This window comes from Bacteroides mediterraneensis (assembly GCF_025993685.1).
GTDB lineage: Bacteria > Bacteroidota > Bacteroidia > Bacteroidales > Bacteroidaceae > Phocaeicola > Phocaeicola mediterraneensis_A.
Map to the genome: position 1 here is coordinate 2,247,341 of NZ_DAJPEN010000001.1, position 22,570 is coordinate 2,269,910.

19 protein-coding genes are annotated in these 22,570 nt (G+C 51.7%); 5 read left to right on the top strand and 14 right to left on the bottom strand.

Annotation, left to right across the window (positions count from 1 at the left end; translation table 11 throughout):
- Window positions 1–6: 6 nt before the first annotated feature.
- From OIM59_RS09640 to OIM59_RS09650, 3 genes are read right to left on the bottom strand one after another with little or no spacing between them, the layout of a single operon-like run.
- The gene (locus tag OIM59_RS09640) at window positions 7–894 is read right to left on the bottom strand and encodes a fimbrillin family protein (RefSeq protein WP_299168691.1); all 888 of its coding nucleotides are present in this window, start codon (window positions 892–894) and stop codon (window positions 7–9) included.
- A 32-nt stretch (window positions 895–926) separates the two neighbouring features.
- Entirely contained in the window at window positions 927–1,769 is an 843-nt protein-coding gene (locus OIM59_RS09645; RefSeq protein ID WP_299168869.1) for a FimB/Mfa2 family fimbrial subunit, read from the bottom strand.
- Between the two features lie 45 nt (window positions 1,770–1,814).
- On the bottom strand, window positions 1,815–2,876 hold the full coding sequence (locus OIM59_RS09650; protein ID WP_299168866.1) for a DUF3575 domain-containing protein: 1,062 nt from the start codon (window positions 2,874–2,876) through the stop codon (window positions 1,815–1,817).
- Window positions 2,877–3,354: 478 nt separating this feature from the next.
- On the opposite strand from OIM59_RS09650, the gene clpB reads away from it, so the two are divergent.
- Window positions 3,355–5,943, top strand: a complete 2,589-nt coding sequence (gene clpB / locus OIM59_RS09655; RefSeq protein WP_299168689.1) for an ATP-dependent chaperone ClpB — start codon at window positions 3,355–3,357, stop codon at window positions 5,941–5,943.
- Window positions 5,944–6,070: 127 nt separating this feature from the next.
- Here clpB and OIM59_RS09660 read toward each other — a convergent pair whose 3' ends face one another.
- The 4 genes from OIM59_RS09660 to OIM59_RS09675 form a co-directional block, all read right to left on the bottom strand.
- On the bottom strand, window positions 6,071–6,985 hold the full coding sequence (locus OIM59_RS09660) for a glycoside hydrolase family 25 protein (RefSeq protein WP_303896410.1): 915 nt from the start codon (window positions 6,983–6,985) through the stop codon (window positions 6,071–6,073).
- Between the two features lie 161 nt (window positions 6,986–7,146).
- Window positions 7,147–8,790 carry a diphosphate--fructose-6-phosphate 1-phosphotransferase gene (locus OIM59_RS09665; protein WP_299168685.1) on the bottom strand — a complete coding sequence of 548 codons (1,644 nt, stop codon included), beginning with the start codon at window positions 8,788–8,790 and terminating at the stop codon, window positions 7,147–7,149.
- Window positions 8,791–8,896: 106 nt separating this feature from the next.
- Window positions 8,897–9,139, bottom strand: coding sequence for a hypothetical protein (locus tag OIM59_RS09670; RefSeq protein ID WP_072542117.1), 243 nt, complete (start codon window positions 9,137–9,139; stop codon window positions 8,897–8,899).
- Window positions 9,140–9,149: 10 nt separating this feature from the next.
- Window positions 9,150–11,459 (bottom strand): BamA/TamA family outer membrane protein, encoded by a 2,310-nt coding sequence (locus tag OIM59_RS09675; RefSeq protein ID WP_303896412.1) that lies wholly within the window; start codon window positions 11,457–11,459, stop codon window positions 9,150–9,152.
- Between the two features lie 105 nt (window positions 11,460–11,564).
- On the opposite strand from OIM59_RS09675, the gene OIM59_RS09680 reads away from it, so the two are divergent.
- Window positions 11,565–12,323, top strand: coding sequence for an RNA methyltransferase (locus OIM59_RS09680; RefSeq protein WP_299168680.1), 759 nt, complete (start codon window positions 11,565–11,567; stop codon window positions 12,321–12,323).
- Here the strand turns inward: OIM59_RS09680 and OIM59_RS09685 are convergent.
- The 7 genes from OIM59_RS09685 to udk form a co-directional block, all read right to left on the bottom strand.
- Window positions 12,318–12,644, bottom strand: coding sequence for a hypothetical protein (locus OIM59_RS09685; RefSeq protein ID WP_299168678.1), 327 nt, complete (start codon window positions 12,642–12,644; stop codon window positions 12,318–12,320). The two genes, OIM59_RS09680 and OIM59_RS09685, sit on opposite strands and share 6 nt — an antisense overlap.
- Before the next feature lie 5 nt (window positions 12,645–12,649).
- Window positions 12,650–13,516: a DUF4296 domain-containing protein gene (locus OIM59_RS09690; protein WP_299168676.1), complete on the bottom strand. Its 867-nt coding sequence runs from the start codon at window positions 13,514–13,516 to the stop codon at window positions 12,650–12,652.
- Window positions 13,513–14,169, bottom strand: coding sequence for a lipoprotein signal peptidase (locus tag OIM59_RS09695; RefSeq protein WP_303896415.1), 657 nt, complete (start codon window positions 14,167–14,169; stop codon window positions 13,513–13,515). Before OIM59_RS09695 ends, OIM59_RS09690 begins: the two co-directional genes overlap by 4 nt.
- A 122-nt stretch (window positions 14,170–14,291) precedes the next feature.
- Entirely contained in the window at window positions 14,292–14,672 is a 381-nt protein-coding gene (locus tag OIM59_RS09700; protein ID WP_022353887.1) for a TraR/DksA C4-type zinc finger protein, read from the bottom strand.
- Window positions 14,673–14,735: 63 nt separating this feature from the next.
- Complete coding sequence (gene ileS, locus OIM59_RS09705) at window positions 14,736–18,224, bottom strand: isoleucine--tRNA ligase (RefSeq protein ID WP_299168671.1); 3,489 nt, start codon at window positions 18,222–18,224, stop codon at window positions 14,736–14,738.
- Window positions 18,225–18,586: 362 nt separating this feature from the next.
- Window positions 18,587–19,960: a transglycosylase SLT domain-containing protein gene (locus OIM59_RS09710; protein WP_299168669.1), complete on the bottom strand. Its 1,374-nt coding sequence runs from the start codon at window positions 19,958–19,960 to the stop codon at window positions 18,587–18,589.
- Window positions 19,957–20,568 (bottom strand): uridine kinase, encoded by a 612-nt coding sequence (gene udk, locus OIM59_RS09715; RefSeq protein WP_072542102.1) that lies wholly within the window; start codon window positions 20,566–20,568, stop codon window positions 19,957–19,959. The genes OIM59_RS09710 and udk overlap by 4 nt, the downstream gene beginning before the upstream one ends.
- Window positions 20,569–20,638: 70 nt before the next feature.
- Here udk and OIM59_RS09720 point away from each other — a divergent pair, with 70 nt between their 5' ends.
- The 3 genes from OIM59_RS09720 to hisG all read left to right on the top strand — a co-directional run bounded on the left by OIM59_RS09720 (window position 20,639) and on the right by hisG (window position 22,552).
- Window positions 20,639–20,938 carry a Dabb family protein gene (locus tag OIM59_RS09720; RefSeq protein ID WP_299168666.1) on the top strand — a complete coding sequence of 100 codons (300 nt, stop codon included), beginning with the start codon at window positions 20,639–20,641 and terminating at the stop codon, window positions 20,936–20,938.
- Between the two features lie 19 nt (window positions 20,939–20,957).
- Window positions 20,958–21,443, top strand: coding sequence for a PaaI family thioesterase (locus OIM59_RS09725; protein WP_177864169.1), 486 nt, complete (start codon window positions 20,958–20,960; stop codon window positions 21,441–21,443).
- A gap of 257 nt (window positions 21,444–21,700) precedes the next feature.
- The gene (hisG, locus tag OIM59_RS09730; protein ID WP_177864167.1) at window positions 21,701–22,552 is read left to right on the top strand and encodes an ATP phosphoribosyltransferase; all 852 of its coding nucleotides are present in this window, start codon (window positions 21,701–21,703) and stop codon (window positions 22,550–22,552) included.
- The last annotated feature ends 18 nt before the right edge of the window (window positions 22,553–22,570 follow it).

Below are 22,570 nucleotides of genomic sequence, written 5' to 3' on the forward strand. Positions count from 1 at the left end.
ATATACTTAAAGGTCTGCATTCACATTGCCGCCGTTCACCGGGTTCCAGTCGCTGATAGTGGCTGAGCTGATGCTCAGGTCCTTGTTGCGGACGGTGACGGTGTAGGTGTAGTTGTTGCCGGCTTTCAGTGCGCCGTCGGGAATGGTGAGCGTGGCGGTGTAGGGCTGGCTGTTGTAGTACACGCTCAGTCCGATGCTTGCCTTGGTCTGCGGGAAGAGGATGACCGACGAGGTGAGTGCGCCGTTCAGTTCCATTGTAAGGTCGGCTGTCTGTGCGTTCGCATCCGTTTCTGCCGTGCCGGTGGTGGTGTCGAAGCTGCCCTCCAGCACCAGTCCGGAGAGTGTGTAGCCGGTGGGTTTGATGGTATTGAAGTCCACGCCGCTGCCCTCCTTGAAGGTGAGCGTAATCTGGCTCATGCAGTGGTGGAAGGAACAGTCCTTGCCGCCTGCATCAGTGTCGTCGGTAAAGTTCACTTCAGGATTGTGCGTACTGGCAGTGGCACCGGTGGCATAGAGGAAGTCGATGGCGGGCTGGTCCTGCTGCGCCGTGGCATCGGTGGTGGCGGTCAGTGTCCCACCGTCCGCATCGTAAGGATAGTAGGCGGAGAAGGTGGTCGGGTCGTCATCTTGGAAGAAGATAATGGTTCCTGTCGGTGTGAACTTCCCGCTTTCCCACCGGTATGGTACGTTGGTGTAGCCGAAGCGGCTTTCGGAGATGCCTATCTCGTCACGTTCCGCCCAGGCGGTTCCGCTGGCGCGGGTGGATACGGCATCTGAGATTTCGGCGTTAATCACTGCGGCCACGGGACCGTCATTGTTCAGAATCTCGTTGTCGTTATTGCAGGCTGCCAGTGCGAGGGCGAGTGCTGCGAAGGTGAATAATCTTGTCTTCATCGTTTCTGTATTTCTTATGATTCTTTTTACTTTTACATTTCGGCATCCACTCCGCCGCCGTCCACTGTTTCCCAGTCTGTGATTTCACTGGTGAAGCCCGCCTCGCCAGGGGTCTCGGCCAAGGTGCCGCCGAGGGTCAAAGGCGCGGTTTTGCCGTCATTGAAGCTGTTGAGAGCAGACGTGAGGTCGCTATTGAGAGATGTAGGCTGCGGGTTGCCGTCCGTGTAGGTCAGCGTGGCGGTGAGCCGCTGCGCGTCGCCCGCAATGCCGAGCAGCCGGACGGTTGCCATCCACTTGCCCGCATCGTCGCCCTCAGTTATCTTCGTAAAATGCAGTTCCACCTCCGAGGGCGTACCGTGGGTGCCCGTGGCGAAGTCCAGCGTCCCTGCCGCTCCGCTCAGCGTGCCCTCGATACTCTCGATACGGTCTGCCGCATCGCCCGCAGGTTTGATGACAAGGGTCAGTTCTCGTACCTGCTGCCGCATGACGGCGGTCAGCTCGTAATCGGTGTCGGCTTCTATAGCCACCTCCTGCACGGATGTGAAGAGCCAGCCGGGTATACCCGTAATGAAACTGCCGTCCGCTGTCGCCACTGTAGCCGTTGTGCCGCTTACCGTAATGCCGTCGGCAGGGTTATACACCGCAAGGGTATAACTGCCTGGATTGAAAAGATAGTCCGGCGAGTGGGTCGCACCAGTCTCCGTGCCTGTATAGTCACCCATGACAATATGCCACGAAGCGGGGATGTTCACTCCTTCGCCCCGGTCAGTCCAGTCGGCGGTGACGGTGATCTTACCTGTGTCGGGATGCGGTGTGTCATGCAGTTCGTCCTTGACGCAGCCGCCCAGCGTGAGCAGCAGCGCAAGGGTCAGCATCGTTGTCGTATATCTTGTCGTTGTCTTCATATTTTCCTCCTTTCGCTAAAACAGCTTCCACACCAAGGTGACACCCGCATTGATCGGGCCCCACCAGTTCTTCGTCTCCTTGCCGGCACGCACCCGCACACCGCCGATGGTCTCGTATTGCTCATAGTCCGCGTGCAGGCAGCCCAAGCCGAGGTTGAAATCAAGATCTAATGCCTTGTTCAGCCGCAGCTGGTAGCCGGCGGTGATGCCGCCACCCATCAGGTCGCCCTGCTTGCCTGTTTCGGAGAGCTTGTAGTTGAACTGTCCGGCCTTGAACATCGCACCCAGATACCAGGCTTTCTTCTCGCCCATATAGTAACGCACTTCCGGAGCCACTTCCCAGAGTGCATAGCGGCGGTCCTTGTCGCTCCACGTCCAAGAAGTCCACGAGCCGTTTACGGCAATGCCCCACGACGGGCAGATGCGCCATTCAAGTCCTAAATCGGGTGTCAGGGTAGCCCAGCGCAGCAGGTTGGCACGCAGGGAGAGATGATAATCAGTTGTGATTTTGGTTTCCGACGGCGTGTCGGCAAGAATATTGGGTCGGGCTTCTTCCGCCTTGCGCTGCTCTTCGGCAAGTCGTTCCTGTTCGGCACGCTTCTCGGCTTCCAGTCGTTCGGCTTCCGCCTTGCGTCGTGCTTCCGCTTCCGCATCCGTCGCGGCTGTTTCCTTGACCGGTATCGTTAGGCGCACAGTGACAAAGTCTCCCTCTGTCGCATGGTTGCGGGTGATAAAGTTTTCTTCCTTGATTTCCGCACGGATAATCAGTTCGGATTTCACACGGTTGGCACGGATCTTCGCCGTGGCAAGGTTCTCGGCTTCGCTGCCCAGCGAGTTGCAGTAGCCGTCGACATAAAGCGGCAGCTTGCCGTCAAGAATGTCCGTTCTGTTGCGCTCGATGCATTCCAGCAGACGGGCAAGTTCCGTGTCATTGCCATTCCAAGGCACGTAGAACATGTCCTTCTGCGGCACGAAGCGGAAGGTGTAGGTCGTGTCTGTTTTCTGCTGCGCCATGACAGGAAAAGTGACTGCCGTCAGCCACAGAAACAGGGTAAGAAAAGAAACTTTTTTGCTCATATTTTTATATACTTTTTGAGATTCAAACAAAATCATATATATAAAGAAAACAAAAAGGACACAATCTACCATGATATTCAACGGGGAAAGAGGTACCTTATTGGCAGAATCACACATCTTTGCGGTTCAGAATATTTTCATTTTGTGATTCAGGCTATTTTTTGTTTTACAGGCTATCAAACCTCATAGTAACAAGGACTTTGAGGAGGCCGAAAAAACGCAAGTACATTCGTTCGCAAACGCCTTTGCGTTTCAACCAAAACGCAAGTGCGTTTTTCCAACTGCCAAAAAACACCCTATAACTGACAGATTTTCAGTATAAAAACCACATAAAATGACAATTCGTCAGACTTTTTCCACAAATGGCTTCTGGCAAAGAGTTTGCATAAAAGTAAGCGTCGGTGCGCCGCCTGTCACAAGGCGGGAGGCTCCCGGCAAAGAAAAAGAAAAACAACAAGAACGAGAAAGGAGACCATTTATGAACTTTAACAACTTTACAATCAAATCGCAAGAGGCAGTGCAGGAGGCGGTGAACCTGGTACAGAACCGCGGACAGCAGGCCATCGAGCCGGAACATTTGATGGCAGGTTTGCTGAAGGTGGGCGAAAATGTAACCAACTTCATTTTCCAGAAACTCGGCATAAACGGCCAGCAGATAGAAACCGTACTCGACCGGCAGATTGCTTCCTTGCCGAAGGTATCGGGAGGAGAACCCTACCTGAGCCGTGACGCCAACGAAGTGTTGCAGAAAGCCGTGGAGGTATCCAAGGAACTGGGCGACGAATATGTGTCACTCGAAGCCTTGTTGCTGGCACTGCTGAACGTGAAAAGCACGGTGGCTACCATGCTGAAGGATGCAGGGCTGACCGACAAGGAACTTCGGGCTGCCATCCAGGAATTGCGTCAGGGTCAGAATGTGACCTCGCAATCGAGTGAAGATACGTATCAATCACTGAATAAATATGCCATCAACCTGATAGAAGCTGCACGAAGCGGAAAACTCGACCCGGTCATCGGCCGTGACGAGGAAATCCGACGGGTATTGCAGATTCTGAGCCGGCGTACGAAGAACAACCCGATTCTGATTGGTGAACCGGGTACCGGTAAGACGGCCATCGTAGAGGGACTGGCACAGCGAATCCTTCGGGGCGATGTGCCGGAGAACTTGAAGAACAAACAGCTGTTCTCACTGGATATGGGTGCGCTGGTGGCTGGTGCCAAATACAAAGGTGAATTTGAGGAACGTCTGAAATCGGTCATCAACGAAGTGAAGAAGTCTGATGGAAACATCATTCTCTTCATCGATGAAATCCACACCTTGGTGGGTGCCGGAAAAGGCGAAGGTGCCATGGATGCGGCCAATATCCTGAAACCGGCCTTGGCCCGTGGGGAACTGCGGAGCATCGGTGCCACTACCCTCGACGAATACCAGAAGTATTTCGAGAAGGATAAGGCGTTGGAACGTCGTTTCCAGACCGTCATGGTAGACGAACCGGATACGGCCAGCTCTATCTCCATCTTGCGTGGACTGAAGGAGCGTTACGAAAACCACCATCAGGTGCGTATCAAGGATGAGGCCATCATCGCAGCCGTGGAACTGAGCAGCCGGTACATCACCGACCGTTTCTTGCCGGATAAGGCCATCGACCTGATGGATGAGGCGGCTGCCAAGCTGCGTATGGAACGTGACTCTCTGCCGGAAGAACTGGATGAGATTGAACGCCGGTTGAAACAGCTCGAAATTGAACGCGAGGCCATCAAGCGGGAAAAGGACGAGGCAAAACTGACTCAGTTGAACAAGGAGATTGCGGAACTGAAGGAACAGGAGACTTCTTACAAGGCCAAATGGCAGAGTGAGAAGGAACTGGTGAACAAGATTCAGCAGAACAAGAAGGAAATCGAACAACTCAAGTTCGAAGCTGATAAGGCAGAACGTGAAGGCGACTACGGAAAGGTGGCCGAAATCCGTTACGGAAAGCTGCAGGCACTGGAGAACGAAATCAAGTCTATCCAAGAGGACCTGAAGAAGAAACAGGGCGACAACGCCTTGATCAAGGAAGAGGTAACGGCAGAAGACATCGCCGACGTGGTATCCCGCTGGACGGGTATACCGGTGAGCCGTATGTTGCAGAGCGAGCGTGAAAAGCTGCTCCATCTGGAAGACGAACTGCACAAGCGGGTCATCGGACAGGATGAAGCCATCCAGGCTGTGGCCGATGCCGTACGTCGTAGCCGTGCCGGACTGCAAGACCCGAGACGTCCGATTGGTTCGTTCATCTTCCTGGGTACGACCGGTGTCGGTAAAACCGAACTGGCCAAGGCTTTGGCAGAATACCTGTTCAACGATGAATCGCTGATGACGCGTATCGATATGAGTGAGTATCAGGAAAAGCATACCGTATCACGTTTGATTGGTGCGCCTCCGGGATACGTAGGTTACGATGAAGGGGGTCAGTTGACCGAAGCCGTGCGTCGGAAACCGTATTCAGTAGTCTTGTTCGATGAAATCGAAAAGGCACATCCGGATGTGTTCAACATCTTGTTGCAGGTACTGGACGACGGACGTCTGACCGACAACAAGGGACGTACGGTGAACTTCAAGAACACCATCATCATCATGACTTCCAACTTGGGCAGCTCGTACATCCAGAGTCAGTTCGAGAAAATCAACGACCAGAACCACGACCAGGTGGTAGACGAGACCAAGAAAGAGGTGATGAACATGCTGAAGAAGACCATCCGTCCGGAGTTCCTGAACCGTATCGACGAAATCATCATGTTCCAGCCGTTGAACAAGCCGCAAATCGAACAGATTGTCCGCTTGCAAATCAAAGGCATCCAGAAGATGCTGGAGGACAACGGTGTAACCTTGCAGATGAGCGACGAAGCCATCGACTTCCTGGCTACTGCCGGCTACGATCCGGAATTCGGTGCACGTCCGGTTAAACGTGCCATCCAGCGCTACTTGCTGAACGATTTGTCAAAGAAACTTCTGTCACAGGAAGTGAACCGCGAGAAACCGATCATCGTAGAGCGCGAGGGTGATGGATTGAAGTTCCGTAACTAAGTCTACGGGATTTTTCCCTTATCTTCTATTATATAAAGCAAACCCTCCACAGGGATTCCTGAAAAGGATACCTGCGGAGGGTTTTGTTTTTTATCTCTCTTATGATTCCCGGAAGGAGTTCCGGCAATCAGGGAATCGTCATGCGTTTCAGTTCGTCAAGCGTACCGTTGAACACGTTCAAATCCACTTCTTCGCGGATGCCCGGCAGACGACCTACGTCGGTGTGCTGCCAGAAGCGCCACTGCCCTTTGTATTCCACCGAGTCGGCGTAGTAGTGGGCAATCCAGTAGGGATAGGAATTGAAGACGGAGTCGTTCAGGTAGCGGGTCTTGAACTTGTAGGATGTATAGAGAATCGGTTTCACCCGATAATAATGTTCGATTTTATCCAGCCAGATTTTCAGGTCGTGGCGGAGCTTCTTCTCGTTCTCTCCCCTCACCTCGATGTCGAGTACCGGAGGCAGGTCGCCCGGCTCCAGTTTCACGGAGCGGATAAAGAAATCGGCCTGGCGGGAAGCATCTGTCTTGGGATTATAAAAATGATAGGCGCCGCGGATGAACCCATGCTTGCGGGCCTCGTCAAAGTTATGAATGAATGCCGTATCACTGAAGTCCCCTCCCTCGGAGGCTTTCATGAACACGAACCGTACGGGAAACGGCGAATTCTGCGTTTTCTGCAGTTCTGCCCAGTCAATCTGCCCCTGATGGTGCGACACGTCGAAACCATGCACCTCAAACCCGTATGGCAGGCATACCCCGTAGGCTTTCAGCCCGTAACAAGGTTTCCAGCGGTAGGCGTAGGGACGGATAAAGAAATAATAGAATACGACGACAAAACAGGCACCTATCCCCCCCAGCAACAGATAATAACACCAGGAAGGCATCTGCCAGTGGCGGATTTTCTTTTTTCCCCGCGGGGTTCTTCCCGACGGCTTGCCGGAAGCGGTCTTTCGTCTGCCCGTGTTTTTCCTGGCCGCAGGACGCTTGCGGGAAGTTTTTTTCTCGGCTTCGTTCACCGCGAGAATGGGTGATTTTTTGGTCATCGTCAATGTGTTTATGAAGAATGTCTAAAGATGTACCGCCCATGCGGTAGAGATTGTATTTCAACAAATAGCGAAGAATCCGGCGCTCGGATGGTCGGCCCGATTCTTCGCTAAAAGATAGATATCAGCTGAAAATCCCTTGCGGGAGTTCAACCTTCAATTTATTTTGCCTGTTCGTACTGCAGAGTCTTCGTCGGCTGGTCGCAAACTTCTGTCGGACCGAAGTACTGAATCGGACCCGGATATACGTAAGCTGTTTCCTTAGCCCAAGTATCACGCATAGCAGCGAAAGCCTTGAACGGAGCACCATCCAGTTTCACCAATGCTTTCTGGATAACCGGCTTCATTTCACCGTGACGGCGTTCCATGTTCATCATCATGGTGATAGGCACACCACCTGCAATCCATTCAGCAGCAGGAGCGGTTGTGTTGCGTACAGAAGACATGTAACCTGTCTTTCCGTTGGCAATCAACATAGAAGCAGTGTAACCCAAAGAGTAGCAGTAGTCGGCGTCGAAGTTAGACGGAGCAGCGCAACGTCCTTCGTAACCGAAGAAGTGGTGCTGAGCAGCAAACTTGCCTACATACTTGCCTTCTTCTTTCCACTGAGCCAGCTTGGTTCCCACCATTTCAGACAGCAGCTTTTCAGTTTCAATCAAAGAAACCTGTACGTTTCCGTGCGGGTCACGGTCGAGTGACAACTGACGGGCTACGCCTTCCGGCAGAGAAGCATAGATAGCTGCGTTTTCAGGAGACAGCTTGCTGATGATGTATTCGCGCTGTTTAGAACGCTTGATGCTGTTGAATTCTTCGCCATTGGCAGCCAGGAAGTCGTTCAATTCAGCAATCAGACGCTTCATGGCCGGAATGAATTCAATCAGACCTTCCGGAATCAATACGGTACCGAAGTTGTTGCCGGCAGCGGCACGGTCGGCTACTACCTGAGCGATGTGAGTCACGATATCATCCAAAGACATGTTCTTGGCTTCTACCTCTTCAGAGATGATACAGATGTTCGGCTGAGTCTGCAAAGCACATTCCAGTGCGATGTGAGAAGCAGAACGTCCCATCAGTTTGATGAAGTGCCAGTACTTGCGGGCTGAGTTACAGTCACGTTCGATGTTACCGATTACTTCAGAGTAAGTCTTGCAGGCAGTATCGAAACCGAATGAAGTTTCAATCATTTCGTTCTTCAAGTCACCGTCGATAGTCTTCGGGCAACCGATTACCTGAATGCCATAGTTCTTGGCAGCATAGTATTCAGCCAATACGCAAGCGTTTGTATTTGAGTCGTCACCACCGATGATTACCAGTGCCTTGATGCCCAGTTCTTTCAGAATTTCGTATCCTTTTTCAAACTGGTCTTCTTTTTCCAGTTTAGTACGTCCTGAACCGATGATATCGAAACCACCTGTGTTACGGTATTCGTCGATGATATCGGCTGTCAGTTCCATATATTTGTGGTCTACCAAACCGCCAGGACCCAGGATGAAACCGTAGAGTTTGTTGGCCGGGTTCAGTTTCTTGATACCGTCGAACAAACCAGAGATGACGTTGTGGCCACCAGGAGCCTGTCCACCAGACAAGATTACGCCGACGTTCATCGGAGCAAATTCCTTGGCTTCACCTTCCACGAACTGAATCAACGGCATGCCGTAAGTGTTCGGGAACAGTTTCTTGATTTCTTCCTGATCGGCTACAGACTGAGTCGGTTCGCCTTCCTTGGCTACTACCGCACCCTTCAATGCTTTCGGCAATTTCGGCTGGTAAGCAGCTCTTGCAATTTGTAATGCACTTTTTGTCATAATTGTTATATTTATAAAGGTGTATTGAAAAAATCTTTTTTCGTTGCTGTGCAAATTTCGTATTTTTTTCGCAAATATGAAAGAAAGCCGGCAATTTTAGCCCCATCTAGTTCTTTTTCTCCTCTTCCAGATGGGCCTTGATACGTTCCAGCAAACGCAGACAGCCCTGCAGACGGGGATTTTCACAGCACACATAGGCCTGCAGGAACAGGCGGCGCACGGTTTCTTTCACATCGGGGATGTAGACAGCCTTGTCCAACTGCATTTCAGCCGGAAGCTCAGCCTGGTCGAACCAGGCCTTCAGCTGGTCCACTTCTTCATGGGTATATACATTCTTGTTCGTACTCATATATAAAGAATTAAAACGGATAACCTACTGCAAAATGAAAGGCGAAGTCGCGCTTGAAGTCGGGAGAGACAATCGGGTAACGGTCGCGCCCAGTGTACATCGGATTGACGGCCTTCATACCGCCGTCGAAACGGATAATCAAGAAATCCAAGTCGAAACGGATACCCAGTCCGTAGGCCACGGCCAGCTGCTTGTAGAAGCGGTTGAACTTGAACAAGCCTTCGGGCTGCAATTCCCGATTGCGGATGGTCCACACATTTCCGGCATCGATGAACGCGGCTCCGTTCAGTTTCCAGAACAGATGGGTGCGGTACTCCAGGTTCAGGTCGAGCTTGATGTCGCCCGTATGGTTCACATAATCCAGACTGTTGCTGTCGCCACGGTAGCCTCCCGGTCCCAGCGAGCGGACACTCCAACCGCGCACGCTGTTGGCTCCTCCGGAGAAATACAGTTTTTCAAACGGAAGACTCTTGGAATTTCCGTATGGCACGGCCACTCCCACCCCCACGTGAAACACCAGCGCGTTGCGGTCGTCAATCATAAAGTTCTTGGCATAGTCGAAGTCGGTCTTCACATACTGGGCAAAGCCGATATTGGCCATCTGATAATTCTCCCCATTCTTCGGCTTCCCGTTAATTGCCTTCGAAAAGAGATACAGCAAGTTGCCCGACTCTTCAATATTAAAACGGATGGAATAGGAATTCCGGCGCGAAGTCTTCAACGATGTGGCCCCGGAACTGTTGTACGTATAGGTATATCCCATACGCACGATAAACAAGTCTTCGTAGCTGTAACGCAACAGGGGATTCCTCTCATCCATCAAATTCAGGTATTCCCGGAAAGTCTCCGAACGATACGGCATGTAGATATAGTTCAGGTCGAGCACATCGAAACGATGGGTAGCCCGCCGCTTGCTCCAGTGATAACTCCACCCCGCAGATGCCACCGTACGTTCGAACTCCGGACGAATCTGCCAGTTGTATTTCACCGTCACCTCCGATGTGGCTCGGCTCCGGCGGCGGAAATCAGCCGAAAGGAAAGGAAACATGAATTCCGGGAAATTCAGGCTGGTCTCCACTCCATACTCCATGTAATTGCTGTTGGCATAGCCCTCCAGTCCCGTCACGGCCTCATAGGCCCCACGCACCTTGATGGTGAAAGTTTCAGACCCCTTGAACAGGTTGCGGTGGGTGTATGCGACCGAAGCCGCCGCTCCCAAATCGCCTGCGGAATTGGTACCTTCAATCTCGAACGAAAGCGACTTGTTCTTGTTGCGGGTCAGCATGACATACGCATCCAGGTAAGCCGAATCAGCCCGCAAGTCCTCCCGGAAACGGATATTGGAATATTTCAGGATATTCAGCCGCCCGAGTGCCGAATACGTGTTCTGCACGTCGCGCACCCGATACAGCTGCCCCGTTCTCAAGTGATTGTTATCTCCAATCACCTGAGGGCGCAGAAACATCTTGTCCTTAAAATAGAAATCCACCCCTCCCGAACGGATGGAATCAATGCCTTCCAGACTTTCGGAAGCAAGATCGGCAAAATCCACATCGAACACAAATCCCACATTCCGGAGATAATACTGGCGATGTGGTGAAGGCGGATCCTCTTTTTTCCGGCGGTAAGGATGCAGCTGCATAATCAGGTCCACATTACGCGAATTGCGCATGGTGTCCACCTGATATGTGATGAAATCCTTGTTGAAACGATAATATCCGCGGTTCTGCAGGAATTGCGTGATGCGTTCACGCTCCTGATCCAGCTGGTTGATATCCAGACGGTCTCCCTCCTTGAGGTAAGAACGAGCCGAATCAGCCATCAGGTAATCGTGAATCCGATAATCGGAAATATCGTAGGCCACCCGTGAAATCAGGTAGGGGTCGCCGGAATGAATCTGATAATAAACCTTGATTTTCTTTCCCTTTGTCTGAGTGTGCATGCTCACCTGCCCGCTCATATAGCCCATGTTGCGTACAGCCTGCTCAATCTGCAGACGTGTCTCTTCCGCCAACTCCGGATTATAAATTCGGGGAGCATCTCCTATGCGATACAGGAAACGGTTCATCCACTTGGTCGAATCTTTTCCGGCAGCCCCGTAAATGTACATGGGAAGTTTCACCAGACTGAACCACTTGGCATTCGGTGTCTGACGGAGATAGGCCGTCATCTGGGAAGACTTGATTTCCTTGTTATCCGATTCCACCTTCACATTGTCCAGCAGATAATGCCCCTCCGGGATGAATTTACTGACCGAACATCCGCTCAGAAAAAGCAGCATCGCACACAGACCTATATAGAAACGGGGGGATATCTTCATACAAACAAGCGGATATATGCAAAATTACATGCAAAGATAGGCATTAATTAAAAATATCTTCTTAGCTTTGTTCTTAAAATATAATTAAAAATCCCCGTCACAATTATGCTGAGCAAAAACAGAATCAAATACATCCGGTCACTGGAAATGAAAAAGTACCGGAAAGCCGAAAATGCATTTCTGGCCGAAGGCAACAAACTGGTAGGCGACCTGCTGGGACATTTCTCCTGCCGCCTCCTGATAGCCACCACTTCATGGCTGGAAAAACACCCTCTTCTGCTGGCTCAGGAAACCATTGAAGTGACTCCGGAGGAGCTGGCCCGCGCCAGCTTGCTGAAAAATCCGCAGGAAGTGCTGGCCATATTCGAGCTACCGTCGTACCCTTACGACGACACCCTGCCCGCCCACTCGCTCTGTCTGGCACTCGATGACGTGCAGGACCCCGGCAACCTGGGCACCATCATCCGCATTGCCGACTGGTTCGGCATAGAGGATATCTTCTGTTCCCCCGGCACGGCCGATGCCTTCAATCCCAAAACGGTACAGGCCACCATGGGTGCCTTGGCCCGCGTCAAACTGCATTATTGTGACCTGAAAGCCTTCATCCGCCTGCAGATTGAAAGGAAGATTCCGGTGTTCGGTACCTTCCTGGACGGTGACAGCCTCTATTCGCAGGAACTGTCGGCACACGGTGTCATCGTGATGGGAAACGAAGGGAACGGGGTGTGCAAGGAAATTGAAGCGATGGTGTCACAGAAACTGCTGATACCCAACTACCCGCAGGGACAGGAAACCAGCGAATCACTGAATGTGGCGGTGGCCACTGCCATTGTGTGCGCCGAGTTCCGACGCCGCATGTCATAAGCGCACCAGCCGGCTCCTCGATGTAAAATCCATGGCCTGCAAGTCGAACCCCATCACGTGAAACGCATACAAGGGCTCTCCACCCGTCACCGACTGGGACACCCGCAGGCAGAAATGCGGGAATGACTCTCCCTCTCTCACCTCCGGCTGACAGGGAGCCAGCACCACCAGTCCTCCCAGCCACTGGGTCTGACGGACCTCTTCTTCCAACGGTTCCATGGAAACAAAGTGATGACTGGAAGCCTCCAGCCCTATACGCTGCATGCGGAACAGTCGGTTCTGCCCCGCATGCCAGAGATAATGAGATGCATAATAAATCATGGACTTCAACGCTTCATGAGTTCCGGTCGTTTGATTCTGTTTTTGCGAAGGGAATCCTTCAAAAGCGTGTCGGCAGGCTCTGCAGCCAGTGAATCGGACACTACCGGCAGAAGATGTTCCGGCGTACGGTAACGCATCAGCTGAATGCGGCTGACCAGCACCAAGGTTTCTTCCTCTCCGGTGTAGTACATGAAACCGGTCACATTCTTATATTTGAAAGCAGAATCGGGCGTGATGACCAAGCGTTGCATCCCCGACATGCTCACCACGCGCGTCATGCCTTGCGTACTGTCGTTGCTGAAAGTCAAGTTCACTCCCATCACCACACGACCCGATGTTTTCCCTTTCGGCAGGAAAGAGAAATCAGCTTCCCATACCAGTCGGTCCTTCTCGTGGAAAGAGGTATCCGCCCTCAAATCAAAAGTCAGCTTGTTGGTCAGGCCGTAAGCCGTGAGCCAGTACAGTGTGCGGTCCTGCCACAAATCCACCGTATCGCCCGACAAGGAGACAGACACCTCCCCGCTGTGACGGATGGTCTGCTTCTTCAACTGCTCCGCCGTGGTCTCCATCCGCTTCTGCAAGTTCTGGTAGATGGTCGTCATCTCGTCGCTGTGACGGGAATACCACACCATGGAAGAATCAAACTCCGCTTCCGTGACATGGTGCTTCTTGAACACATAGGCCAGATATGCCTCCTTCTTGTAATTCTCATTGTATGGCAAATCAGCACTCAACGTCGTAGCCAAGTGATAATCATAAAGCAAATCCTCCATGGCCTGAGGCTGGATGACATCCTTGGGCACCTTCTTGCCGCACCCGAACAGGCCGCACAGCATCAAGGCCGAGACTCCTATAACAGCAATCCGTTTCATTTCTTGGCTTCTTTGGAAGTAGTGGACTCCGCACGGGCACCCATATTCAGGTAGCGCGAATAAAAAATGAGCAATGCAATGATACCGCAGCTGATAGCCGCATCGGCAAAGTTGAATATCGGACTGAAGAAAATAAAATGGTCACCCCCCACAAAAGGCATCCAGTCGGGCCAGTAGGTATCGATAATCGGGAAATAGAACATGTCCACCACCTTGCCGTGCAGCCAGCTGGAATAACCTTCGCCCAGCGGCACCCACGAAGCAATCTGCGAATGTGTGCTCTCACTGAAAATCTCGCCATAGAACATACAGTCGATGATGTTGCCCACCGCACCGGCCAGAATCAGGGAAAGGCACACCAGGTAACCGTTCTTCACCTTGTCCGTGGTCCGTTTCACCAGCTTGGTAATGTATACCGTAATCAACACGGCCGCCACGATGCGGAACAGCGTCAGAAACAGTTTGGCGAAAATCTCAAGCCCGAAAGCCATACCGTTGTTTTCGGTGAAATAAATATAAAACCAGTCAGTCACGTGAATGTTCTCATGCAAAAACATGTTTGTCTTTACCGAGATTTTGATAAGCTGGTCAATAATCAGCACCCCTGCCACTACAAGAGCAGCCAGACGACCCTGAGTGAGAAATTTCTTCATCTTCTTCAAATTACAAATCGATTCAAAAAAATTGAGAACTGAAAATTGAAAATGGCCCACTCTGAAAAAGCAGCGTTTTTTCAACCTTCAATTCCCAACTTCGAGTTAAAAACTAATGTTCGTTACTTCTTTCCATGCTGCTTGGCTTCAATGCTCAATGTGGCATGAGGCACCGCACGAAGACGCTCAGCGGGAATCAACTTTCCTGTTTCACGACAGATTCCGTAGGTTTTGTTCTCGATACGTACCAGTGCCGCGCGCAGGTTTTGAATGAACTTCAGCTGACGGGCAGCCAGACGGGTAGTTTCTTCCTTCGACAATGTGTTGGCTCCTTCTTCCAATACCTTGTATGTAGGAGATGTATCGTCCGTATCGTTCCCATCCGTGTTCATTATACTACTTTTCAGTTTCTCATAGTCGCGTTCCGCGAGCTGAAGTTTTTCCATGATAATGGCGCGGAATTCTTCAAGTTCAGCGTCAGAATACCTCGTTTTTTCAGCCATAGTGCTTAAAGTTTTAAGTTAATAATAGTATCCACCCGGCAGAACCGGGTGGATGAGTTCATATTACAATTTCGTTACATTGACATACAACGAAAAGTCATCAAAACTAATTTCCGTGCCGTTTTCCACTTCATCGGCCAGAACCAATGAGTTAGCCAGCACTTGGTTGCAAATATAAGTATTATATTCATTTATCGCGTCATCGGTATTCGGATTTTTTGACAACACAATCGCAATCTTGTCGGTAATCTCGAACCCGCTGTTCTTTCGGATGTTCTGGATACGGTTCACCAGTTCGCGGGCGATACCTTCGCGCTTCAGTTCATCGGTCACAGTCACTTCCAGTGCCACGGTCAGCTTGCCCTCATTGGCTACCAGCCAGCCCGGGATGTCCTCGCTGAAGATTTCCACATCCGATGCTTCCACTACAGCCTCTCCGCCTTCCAGCTGGAAGGTGTAGCTTCCGTTCTTCTCCAGTTCGGCGATGGCTTCCTGCGACATGCCTGCCACGGCAGCAGCCACGGCCTTCATCTGTTTTCCGAATTTCGGGCCCAGCTTCTTGAAGTCGCATTTCACTTTCTTCACCAGCACTCCTGCCGCACCGTCCACGAACTTGATTTCCTTCACGTTCACCTCGTTCATAATCAGGTCTTTCACTGCCTCGATATGCTGTTTCTGTGCCTCATCTACCACCGGAATCATGATGCACTGCAGCGGCTGACGCACCTTGATGTTCACCTTACGGCGCAAAGCCAGCACCATGGAAGTGACATCCTGTGCCATCTGCATGCGAGCCTCCAGTTCCGCATTGATCAGGCTTTCGTCGGCTACCGGGAACTTGGCAAGGTGTACGGAAACCACCTGGTCGCGTCCGGTCACGCCAATCAAGTCCATATACAGACGGTCGGCATAGAACGGAGCAATCGGCGCCATCAGTTTGGCCACGGTCTCCAAGCAAGTGTAAAGTGTCTGGTAAGCAGACAGCTTATCGGTCGACATGGCACTGCCCCAGAAACGTTTACGGTTCAGACGCACGTACCAGTTACTCAAGTTATCGTTTACAAAGTCGGTAATCAGACGTCCGGCCTTGGTCGGTTCGTAATCCGTGAAGCAAGCATCCACGTTCTTAATCAACGTGTTCAGCAACGACAGAATCCAGCGGTCGATTTCCGGACGTTCGTTCATCGGCACGTCCTTTTCAGCGTAGGTAAAGCCATCCACGTTGGCATACAAGGCGAAGAATGAATACGTATTGTACAAAGTACCGAAGAACTTGCGGCGTACTTCATCCACTCCTTCCGTATCAAACTTCAGGTTGTCCCACGGAGAAGAGTTGGTAATCATGTACCAGCGCAACGGGTCGGAACCGAATTTCTCGATGGCACCGAACGGGTCGACGGCATTGCCCAGACGCTTCGACATCTTGTTGCCGTTCTTGTCGAGCACCAGACCATTGGAGATGACGTTCTTGTAAGCCACACTGTCGAACACCATCGTAGCGATGGCATGCAGCGTAAAGAACCATCCACGTGTCTGGTCCACCCCTTCCGCAATGAAGTCAGCCGGATAGTAGCTGCGAGAGTCTATCAGTTCCTTGTTTTCAAACGGATAGTGCAGCTGTGCATACGGCATGGAACCTGAATCGAACCATACGTCAATCAAATCCGACTCACGCTTCATCGGCTTGCCCGAAGCAGATACCAGGATGATATCGTCTACATACGGACGGTGCAAGTCAATCTTGTCGTAGTTCTCCTTATTATATACGCCCGGCTGGAATCCCAGTTTCTTGTACGGATTTTCCGTCATGAAACCGGCAGCCACCGATCTTTCAATTTCGTTATACAGTTCTTTCACTGAACCGATGCAGATTTCCTCGCCTTCCTCGCTTCTCCAGATAGGCAGCGGTGTACCCCAGTAGCGCGAACGGCTCAGGTTCCAGTCGTTCAGGTTTTCCAACCATTTTCCGAAACGGCCCGAACCCGTAGATTCCGGTTTCCAGTTGATGGTCTTGTTCAGCTCCATCATACGTTCCTTGCAAGCCGTAGAACGGATGAACCAGCTGTCCAGAGGATAATACAACACCGGTTTGTCGGTACGCCAGCAGTGCGGATAGTTGTGCACATGCTTTTCGGTCTTGAACGCCAGTCCCTGCTGTTTCAGCATCATGCAGATATACACGTCGAGTGATTCGGCTGCCTGAGCAGCTTTCTCATCGTATTTGCCGTCGACGGTAAACTGCGGGTCGTAAGCATTCTTCACCCAGCGGCCTTCGTATTCCTTATATTTCTCTACATCCACACATTCCTTCACGAACGCCTCATCCAGTTCCTCCATCAGATAGAACTTACCGGTCAGGTCGACCATCGGACGAGTCTCACCCTTTTTGTTGATCATGAACAAAGAAGGAATGCCCGCCGCACGTGCCACGTTGGCATCGTCGGCACCGAATGTCGGCGCGATGTGTACGATACCCGTACCGTCTTCCGTGGTCACATAGTCACCCGGAATCACGCGGAACGCTTTGTCGGCAGCCTCTTTCCATGTGCCGTCTTCGGCAACTTCCACCGGTTTCACCCACGGAATGAGCTGTTCGTATTCCATACCCACGAGGTCGGTACCCTTGTACTCACCAACCACCTTGAACGGAACCAGCTTGTCGCCCGGCTTGTAGTCTTCCAGTGCCAAGCCTTCCGCCTTCTTGTTGAAGTGCGCATACAGCAACGGTTTGGCCAGTACCACCGTCATCTTCTCGCCATTGTATGAATTGTATGTCTGTACGGCCACGTAGTCAATCTTCGGGCCCACGCAGAGAGCCGTATTTGAAGGCAAAGTCCACGGAGTAGTCGTCCATGCGATGAAGTACGGTGTACCCCACTCCGCCATTTCCGGTTTCGGGTTCTTCATCTTGAACTGAGCCACCACGGTCAGGTCTTTCACGTCGCGGTAGCATCCCGGCTGGTTCAGCTCGTGCGAGCTCAATCCCGTACCGGCAGCCGGAGAATACGGCTGGATGGTGTAACCCTTGTAGAGCAGGCCTTTCTTGTAAAGCTGCTGCAACAGCCACCACAAGGTTTCAATGTAGCGGTTGTCGTAAGTGATGTACGGGTTGTCCAGGTCTACCCAGTAACCCATCTTATGTGTAAGGTCGGTCCATTCTTTCGTGAACTTCATGACATCCGTGCGGCAGTGCTTGTTGTAGTCTGCCACCGAAATCGTTTTACCGATATCCTCCTTGGTGATGCCCAGTGCCTTTTCGACTCCCAGTTCCACCGGCAGTCCGTGTGTGTCCCATCCGGCTTTACGCTTTACCTGGAAGCCCTTCATGGTCTTGAAACGGCAGAATGTATCCTTAATCGTACGCGCCATCACGTGGTGAATGCCCGGCATACCGTTGGCTGAAGGGGGACCTTCGTAAAACACGAAAGAAGGACATCCCTCACGTTCCGTCATACTTTTGGAAAACACATCGTTCTCATCCCATGTTTTCAGCACCTCCTTGTTGATTTCCGACAAGTTGAGCTGCGAATATTCAGTAAACTTCTTACTCATAATTGTTATGTGATTTTTTATCTATTATCTAGTTTATCAGGAAGAACCCTCCCAAATTTAGGCTGCAAATTTATAAGAAAAAAAAGTTATATAAAAGAAATCGGCGGAAAAACGACAGAAGAGCTTCTTTCGTGCAAAAATCATAGAGATACTTTTATCTTTCCCCAGCCCTCCCGCCGAAGATACCCCATCCTCAAAGAATTTTCTACGTTTTCCGGCAGAGAAACGTACGGTTTTCACGCGAAAAACATACGGCTCCGCCACGGGAAACGTACGGTTCCGGGCAGGGAAACATAAAAAAGTGCCTGAAGTTTCCACAAAAACCTCCAGGCACTTTCCGAACAAGTTCCTAAACTCGTCTCCTATTTCTTGATTTTCCGTTTGTAAAGCTCCGTCCGCGCCAGAATCTCCCGCACAAACTCATACGTATCGCTGCCGCGGAGATAACCGTTCTTGCAGACGGGGTCCTGATAATATTCCTTGTTGCTCTTGAGCAGCATGTAATGGGCCACGTGGTGCTCCCACAGGTAACGGTTGCGGCCATACTTCTCGGCCAGGGCCATGGCATCGGTCACATGGCCTATCCCGCAGTTGTAGGCGGCCAGGATGAACTTCGCCTGCTCTTCCTTGTCGGTTACCTTACTGAACGTGCGCTGCATGTTGGCGATGTATTTCACGGCGGCCTTGATGCTCTCTTCCGGGTCCTGTTCCTTGCCGGGCGGTACCCCCATCACACGGGAGGTGGCAGGCATGAGCTGCATCAGTCCCTTGGCTCCGGCCCACGACACCACATTCGGATTGAAGTTCGATTCCGTATAGGCCAGCGAGGCCAGCAGGCGCCAGTCCCACCCGATTTCCTTGGCATAACGACGGAACAGGTCGTCGTAGTGGGAAATCTTACCGTCTTTCACGGAAAGGATGGACCCGTGCGACGGACGCTTGGCCAGTTCGAAATAACGGCGGGCACTGGCCCGGAACTCCGGTGAGTTGATGTTCTCACGGTGCCACTTGTCGGCTGCGGCGGCCAGCTGGGGCGAAGTCTTGCGCACGGCCCACGATGAACGCTGGTCGAAGCTGATAGCCAGCTTGATGTCCAGCACCGGATAATAGGTTCGGTTGATTTTGGCGATTTCGTCGGTGGCCACCGTATAGTCGATACGGCCCTCCGCCACCCACGTAATCAGGTCTTCCGACGAGACGCTGTCGGAAGAAACCTCACAGATGTCGATGCCGCCTCCCAGTTCCCGGTTCAGGTTCTCCAGCCGGGTGCGGTATTTCCCGGAATTGACATAGACTTTCTTCCCCACCAGCTCCGTCACGTCTTTCAGGGCTTCCTTTCCGCGCCGCTGCACGATGACCTGACGGGTGATGTCTTCCTCCCCGCAATAAATCAGACTGTCTTTCAGGGCGTTGGTCATGATGAGGTTATAGGCCACCAGGTCGCCTGCCCCACTGAGCAGACTGTCCACCAGCCCTTCTTCGTCTTTCACCACCTTTACCTTCAGGGACACGCCGAGCGACTTGGCAAACTGCTGGGCCAGTTCGTACTGGAATCCCATGGGTTCGCCGCGGTAGTTGAAGTACGACACGGAACTGTTGACCGTGAGCACCACCAGCTCTTTCTTCTCCAGTATCTGCGGCAAGTCGACCGCCACCTCCTCCGTCTTCTTTTCCGGCTGACAGGAAAAGAGCAGCAGCACCATCACCCCTACCAGACATCCAATCCAGGTTTTCATCGGTCGACGATTTTTTCTATGTACATTTTCAGAATCTCAATGGCTTTTTCGTTGTGTCCTCCCTGCGGGACAATCAGGTCGGCAATCCGCTTGGCCGGCTCGATGAACTCCAGGTGCATGGGTTTCAGCACCCGCACGTAACGGTCCATCACGGCCTCCGCCGTTCGTCCGCGTTCAATCACATCCCGCTGGATAACACGTATCAGACGTTCGTCGGGGTCGGCATCCACAAAGATGCGCAGGTCCATCTGCTTGCAGAGACGACGGTCGCTCAGGGCCAGAATCCCTTCGATGATGACCACCTTGCGCGGCTCTACATGAATGGTCTCCTTCTGGCGGGTACAGGTCAGGTAGGAATACACGGGCTGTTCGATGGCCTCGCCCCGGCGCAGCATATCCACGTGCTTCGAAAGCAAATCCCAGTCGAAGGCAGAAGGATGGTCGAAGTTGATGTTCTGCCGCTCTTCCACGGGCACATGGCTGCTGTCCTTGTAATATGAGTCGAGCGGAAGCACTGCCACTTCATTTTCCGACAGACTTTCTACAATCCGTCGCACCACAGTTGTTTTCCCGGAGCCTGTTCCTCCTGCAATTCCAATGATAATCATAACTTGTTTCAATAATTAATTTCTATATTTGCAATACACAAAAATACGAAAATCATAAAAACAAACAAACATGGTCAAACACATTGTTCTATTCAAACTGAAAGAAAATCTTTCTGCGGCTGAAAAAGCTGACATCATGCACCGTTTCAAAACGGCTATCGAGGCCCTTCCGGCTACCATTCCTTTTATCCGCGACATCCATGTGGGACTGAACGAGAACGCGGCAGAGACATGGGACATCTGCCTGGACAGCAGTTTCGACACCCTCGACGACGTAAAAGCCTATTCCATCCATCCGGCCCACGTGGCTGCGGCGGGTATCCTGAAAGAGGCCAAGGAAAACCGGGCCTGCGTGGACTATACGCTCTAACCTTCCAACCTCGACGCACATGGAAAAGATTATCAATCCCTGGAAAGGAATAGAAGGATACTTCTGTTTCGGATGTGCTCCCCACAACGAGGACGGACTGAAGATGGAGTTCTACGAGGACGGAGAAGAGATTGTGTGCCTGTGGAAACCGGAGGCCCGCTTCCAGGGCTGGGTGAACACCCTGCACGGGGGCATACAGGCCACGATGCTTGATGAAATCTGTGCCTGGGTCATCGCCCGCAAGATGCAGACTTCGGGAGTGACTTCCCGCATGGAAACGCACTACCTGAAGCCGGTGCATACCACCGACTCGCATCTCACGCTCAGGGCGCGGCTGAAAGAAGTGAAACGGCACTTCGCGTTCATCGAAGCGGGTATCTTCGACGAGCACGACCAGCTTTGCACCAAGGCCGTATGCACCTATTACCTCTTCTCGAAAGAAAAAGCGGAAAAGGAAATGTGCTTCAAGGGCTGCTATACGGAAAAAGAGGTGGAGAATTTATAAAACTGACAGCAAAACCGACTTTTTCCTGATAAATATTTGCTTTTTCAAATCTTATCTTATAATTTTGTCGCAACAAAAGAAAGAAAATATGATTTTAAACACTGTACATCATCGCCATCATCATTTCCTAACGGTTCACACGGTAGGCTGAGAAGGCGTGTAGTTACAGAAAAGAGATAAGATAACAAAGAAGGCTTGCCGTTAGGAATCATCCCGGTAAGCCTTTTTTTATTTGGACACTTTAACCGAAAAACAACATGTTAAGAATTGCCGTACAATCCAAAGGGCGTTTGTTTGAAGACACAATGGCCCTGTTCACAGAAGCCGACATCAAGCTGTCTACTTCCAAACGTACCTTGCTGACACAATCTACCAACTTCCCCGTGGAGGTGCTCTTCCTGCGCGACGACGATATTCCGCAGTGTGTGGCCAACGGCGTGGCCGACCTGGGTATCGTGGGGGAAAACGAGTTCGTGGAACGTGCCGAAGAAGCTGAAATCGTGCACCGGCTGGGATTCAGCAAATGCCGTCTCTCGCTGGCCATCCATAAGGAAGCCGAATACGACGGGCTGCAGTGGTTCAACCACAAGAAGATTGCTACTTCCTACCCGCACATCCTGAAGAACTTCCTGAACGAGCAGCAGATTGAGGCGGACATCCATGTCATCACGGGCTCGGTGGAAATATCTCCGGCCATCGGACTGGCGGATGCCATCTTCGATATTGTCAGCTCGGGCTCTACCCTCATCAGCAACAACCTGAAAGAGGTGGAAGTGGTGATGAAGAGCGAGGCTTTGCTTATCGGCAACAAGAACCTGTCGGCAGAAAAAAAGGAAATCCTTCAGGAGCTGTTGTTCCGCATCGATGCCGTGAAGACAGCCGAAGACAAGAAGTATGTGCTGATGAACGTGCCTACCGACAAGGTGAATGACATCGTAGAGGTACTGCCGGGTATCAAGAGTCCCACCATCATGCCGCTGGCCACGGAGGGATGGAGCAGCATCCACACCGTCATCGACCAGAAACGTTTCTGGGAAATCATCGGCAAGCTGAAGGCCATCGGGGCACAGGGTATCCTGGTACTCCCCATCGAGAAAATGATACTTTAACCGTTGAATCATTTCACA

Coding starts and splice junctions, on each gene's coding strand:
- hisG (WP_177864167.1), top strand. CDS start 21,701: ATGTTAAGAATTGCCGTACAATCCAAAGGGCGTTTGTTTGAAGACACA.
- OIM59_RS09725 (WP_177864169.1), top strand. CDS start 20,958: ATGGAAAAGATTATCAATCCCTGGAAAGGAATAGAAGGATACTTCTGT.
- OIM59_RS09680 (WP_299168680.1), top strand. CDS start 11,565: ATGCTGAGCAAAAACAGAATCAAATACATCCGGTCACTGGAAATGAAA.
- clpB (WP_299168689.1), top strand. CDS start 3,355: ATGAACTTTAACAACTTTACAATCAAATCGCAAGAGGCAGTGCAGGAG.
- OIM59_RS09660 (WP_303896410.1), bottom strand. CDS start 6,985: ATGACCAAAAAATCACCCATTCTCGCGGTGAACGAAGCCGAGAAAAAA.
- OIM59_RS09650 (WP_299168866.1), bottom strand. CDS start 2,876: ATGAGCAAAAAAGTTTCTTTTCTTACCCTGTTTCTGTGGCTGACGGCA.
- OIM59_RS09710 (WP_299168669.1), bottom strand. CDS start 19,960: ATGAAAACCTGGATTGGATGTCTGGTAGGGGTGATGGTGCTGCTGCTC.
- OIM59_RS09665 (WP_299168685.1), bottom strand. CDS start 8,790: ATGACAAAAAGTGCATTACAAATTGCAAGAGCTGCTTACCAGCCGAAA.
- OIM59_RS09690 (WP_299168676.1), bottom strand. CDS start 13,516: ATGAAACGGATTGCTGTTATAGGAGTCTCGGCCTTGATGCTGTGCGGC.
- OIM59_RS09695 (WP_303896415.1), bottom strand. CDS start 14,169: ATGAAGAAATTTCTCACTCAGGGTCGTCTGGCTGCTCTTGTAGTGGCA.
- udk (WP_072542102.1), bottom strand. CDS start 20,568: ATGATTATCATTGGAATTGCAGGAGGAACAGGCTCCGGGAAAACAACT.
- OIM59_RS09670 (WP_072542117.1), bottom strand. CDS start 9,139: ATGAGTACGAACAAGAATGTATATACCCATGAAGAAGTGGACCAGCTG.
- OIM59_RS09720 (WP_299168666.1), top strand. CDS start 20,639: ATGGTCAAACACATTGTTCTATTCAAACTGAAAGAAAATCTTTCTGCG.
- OIM59_RS09685 (WP_299168678.1), bottom strand. CDS start 12,644: ATGATTTATTATGCATCTCATTATCTCTGGCATGCGGGGCAGAACCGA.
- OIM59_RS09700 (WP_022353887.1), bottom strand. CDS start 14,672: ATGGCTGAAAAAACGAGGTATTCTGACGCTGAACTTGAAGAATTCCGC.
- OIM59_RS09675 (WP_303896412.1), bottom strand. CDS start 11,459: ATGAAGATATCCCCCCGTTTCTATATAGGTCTGTGTGCGATGCTGCTT.
- OIM59_RS09645 (WP_299168869.1), bottom strand. CDS start 1,769: ATGCTGACCCTTGCGCTGCTGCTCACGCTGGGCGGCTGCGTCAAGGAC.
- ileS (WP_299168671.1), bottom strand. CDS start 18,224: ATGAGTAAGAAGTTTACTGAATATTCGCAGCTCAACTTGTCGGAAATC.
- OIM59_RS09640 (WP_299168691.1), bottom strand. CDS start 894: ATGAAGACAAGATTATTCACCTTCGCAGCACTCGCCCTCGCACTGGCA.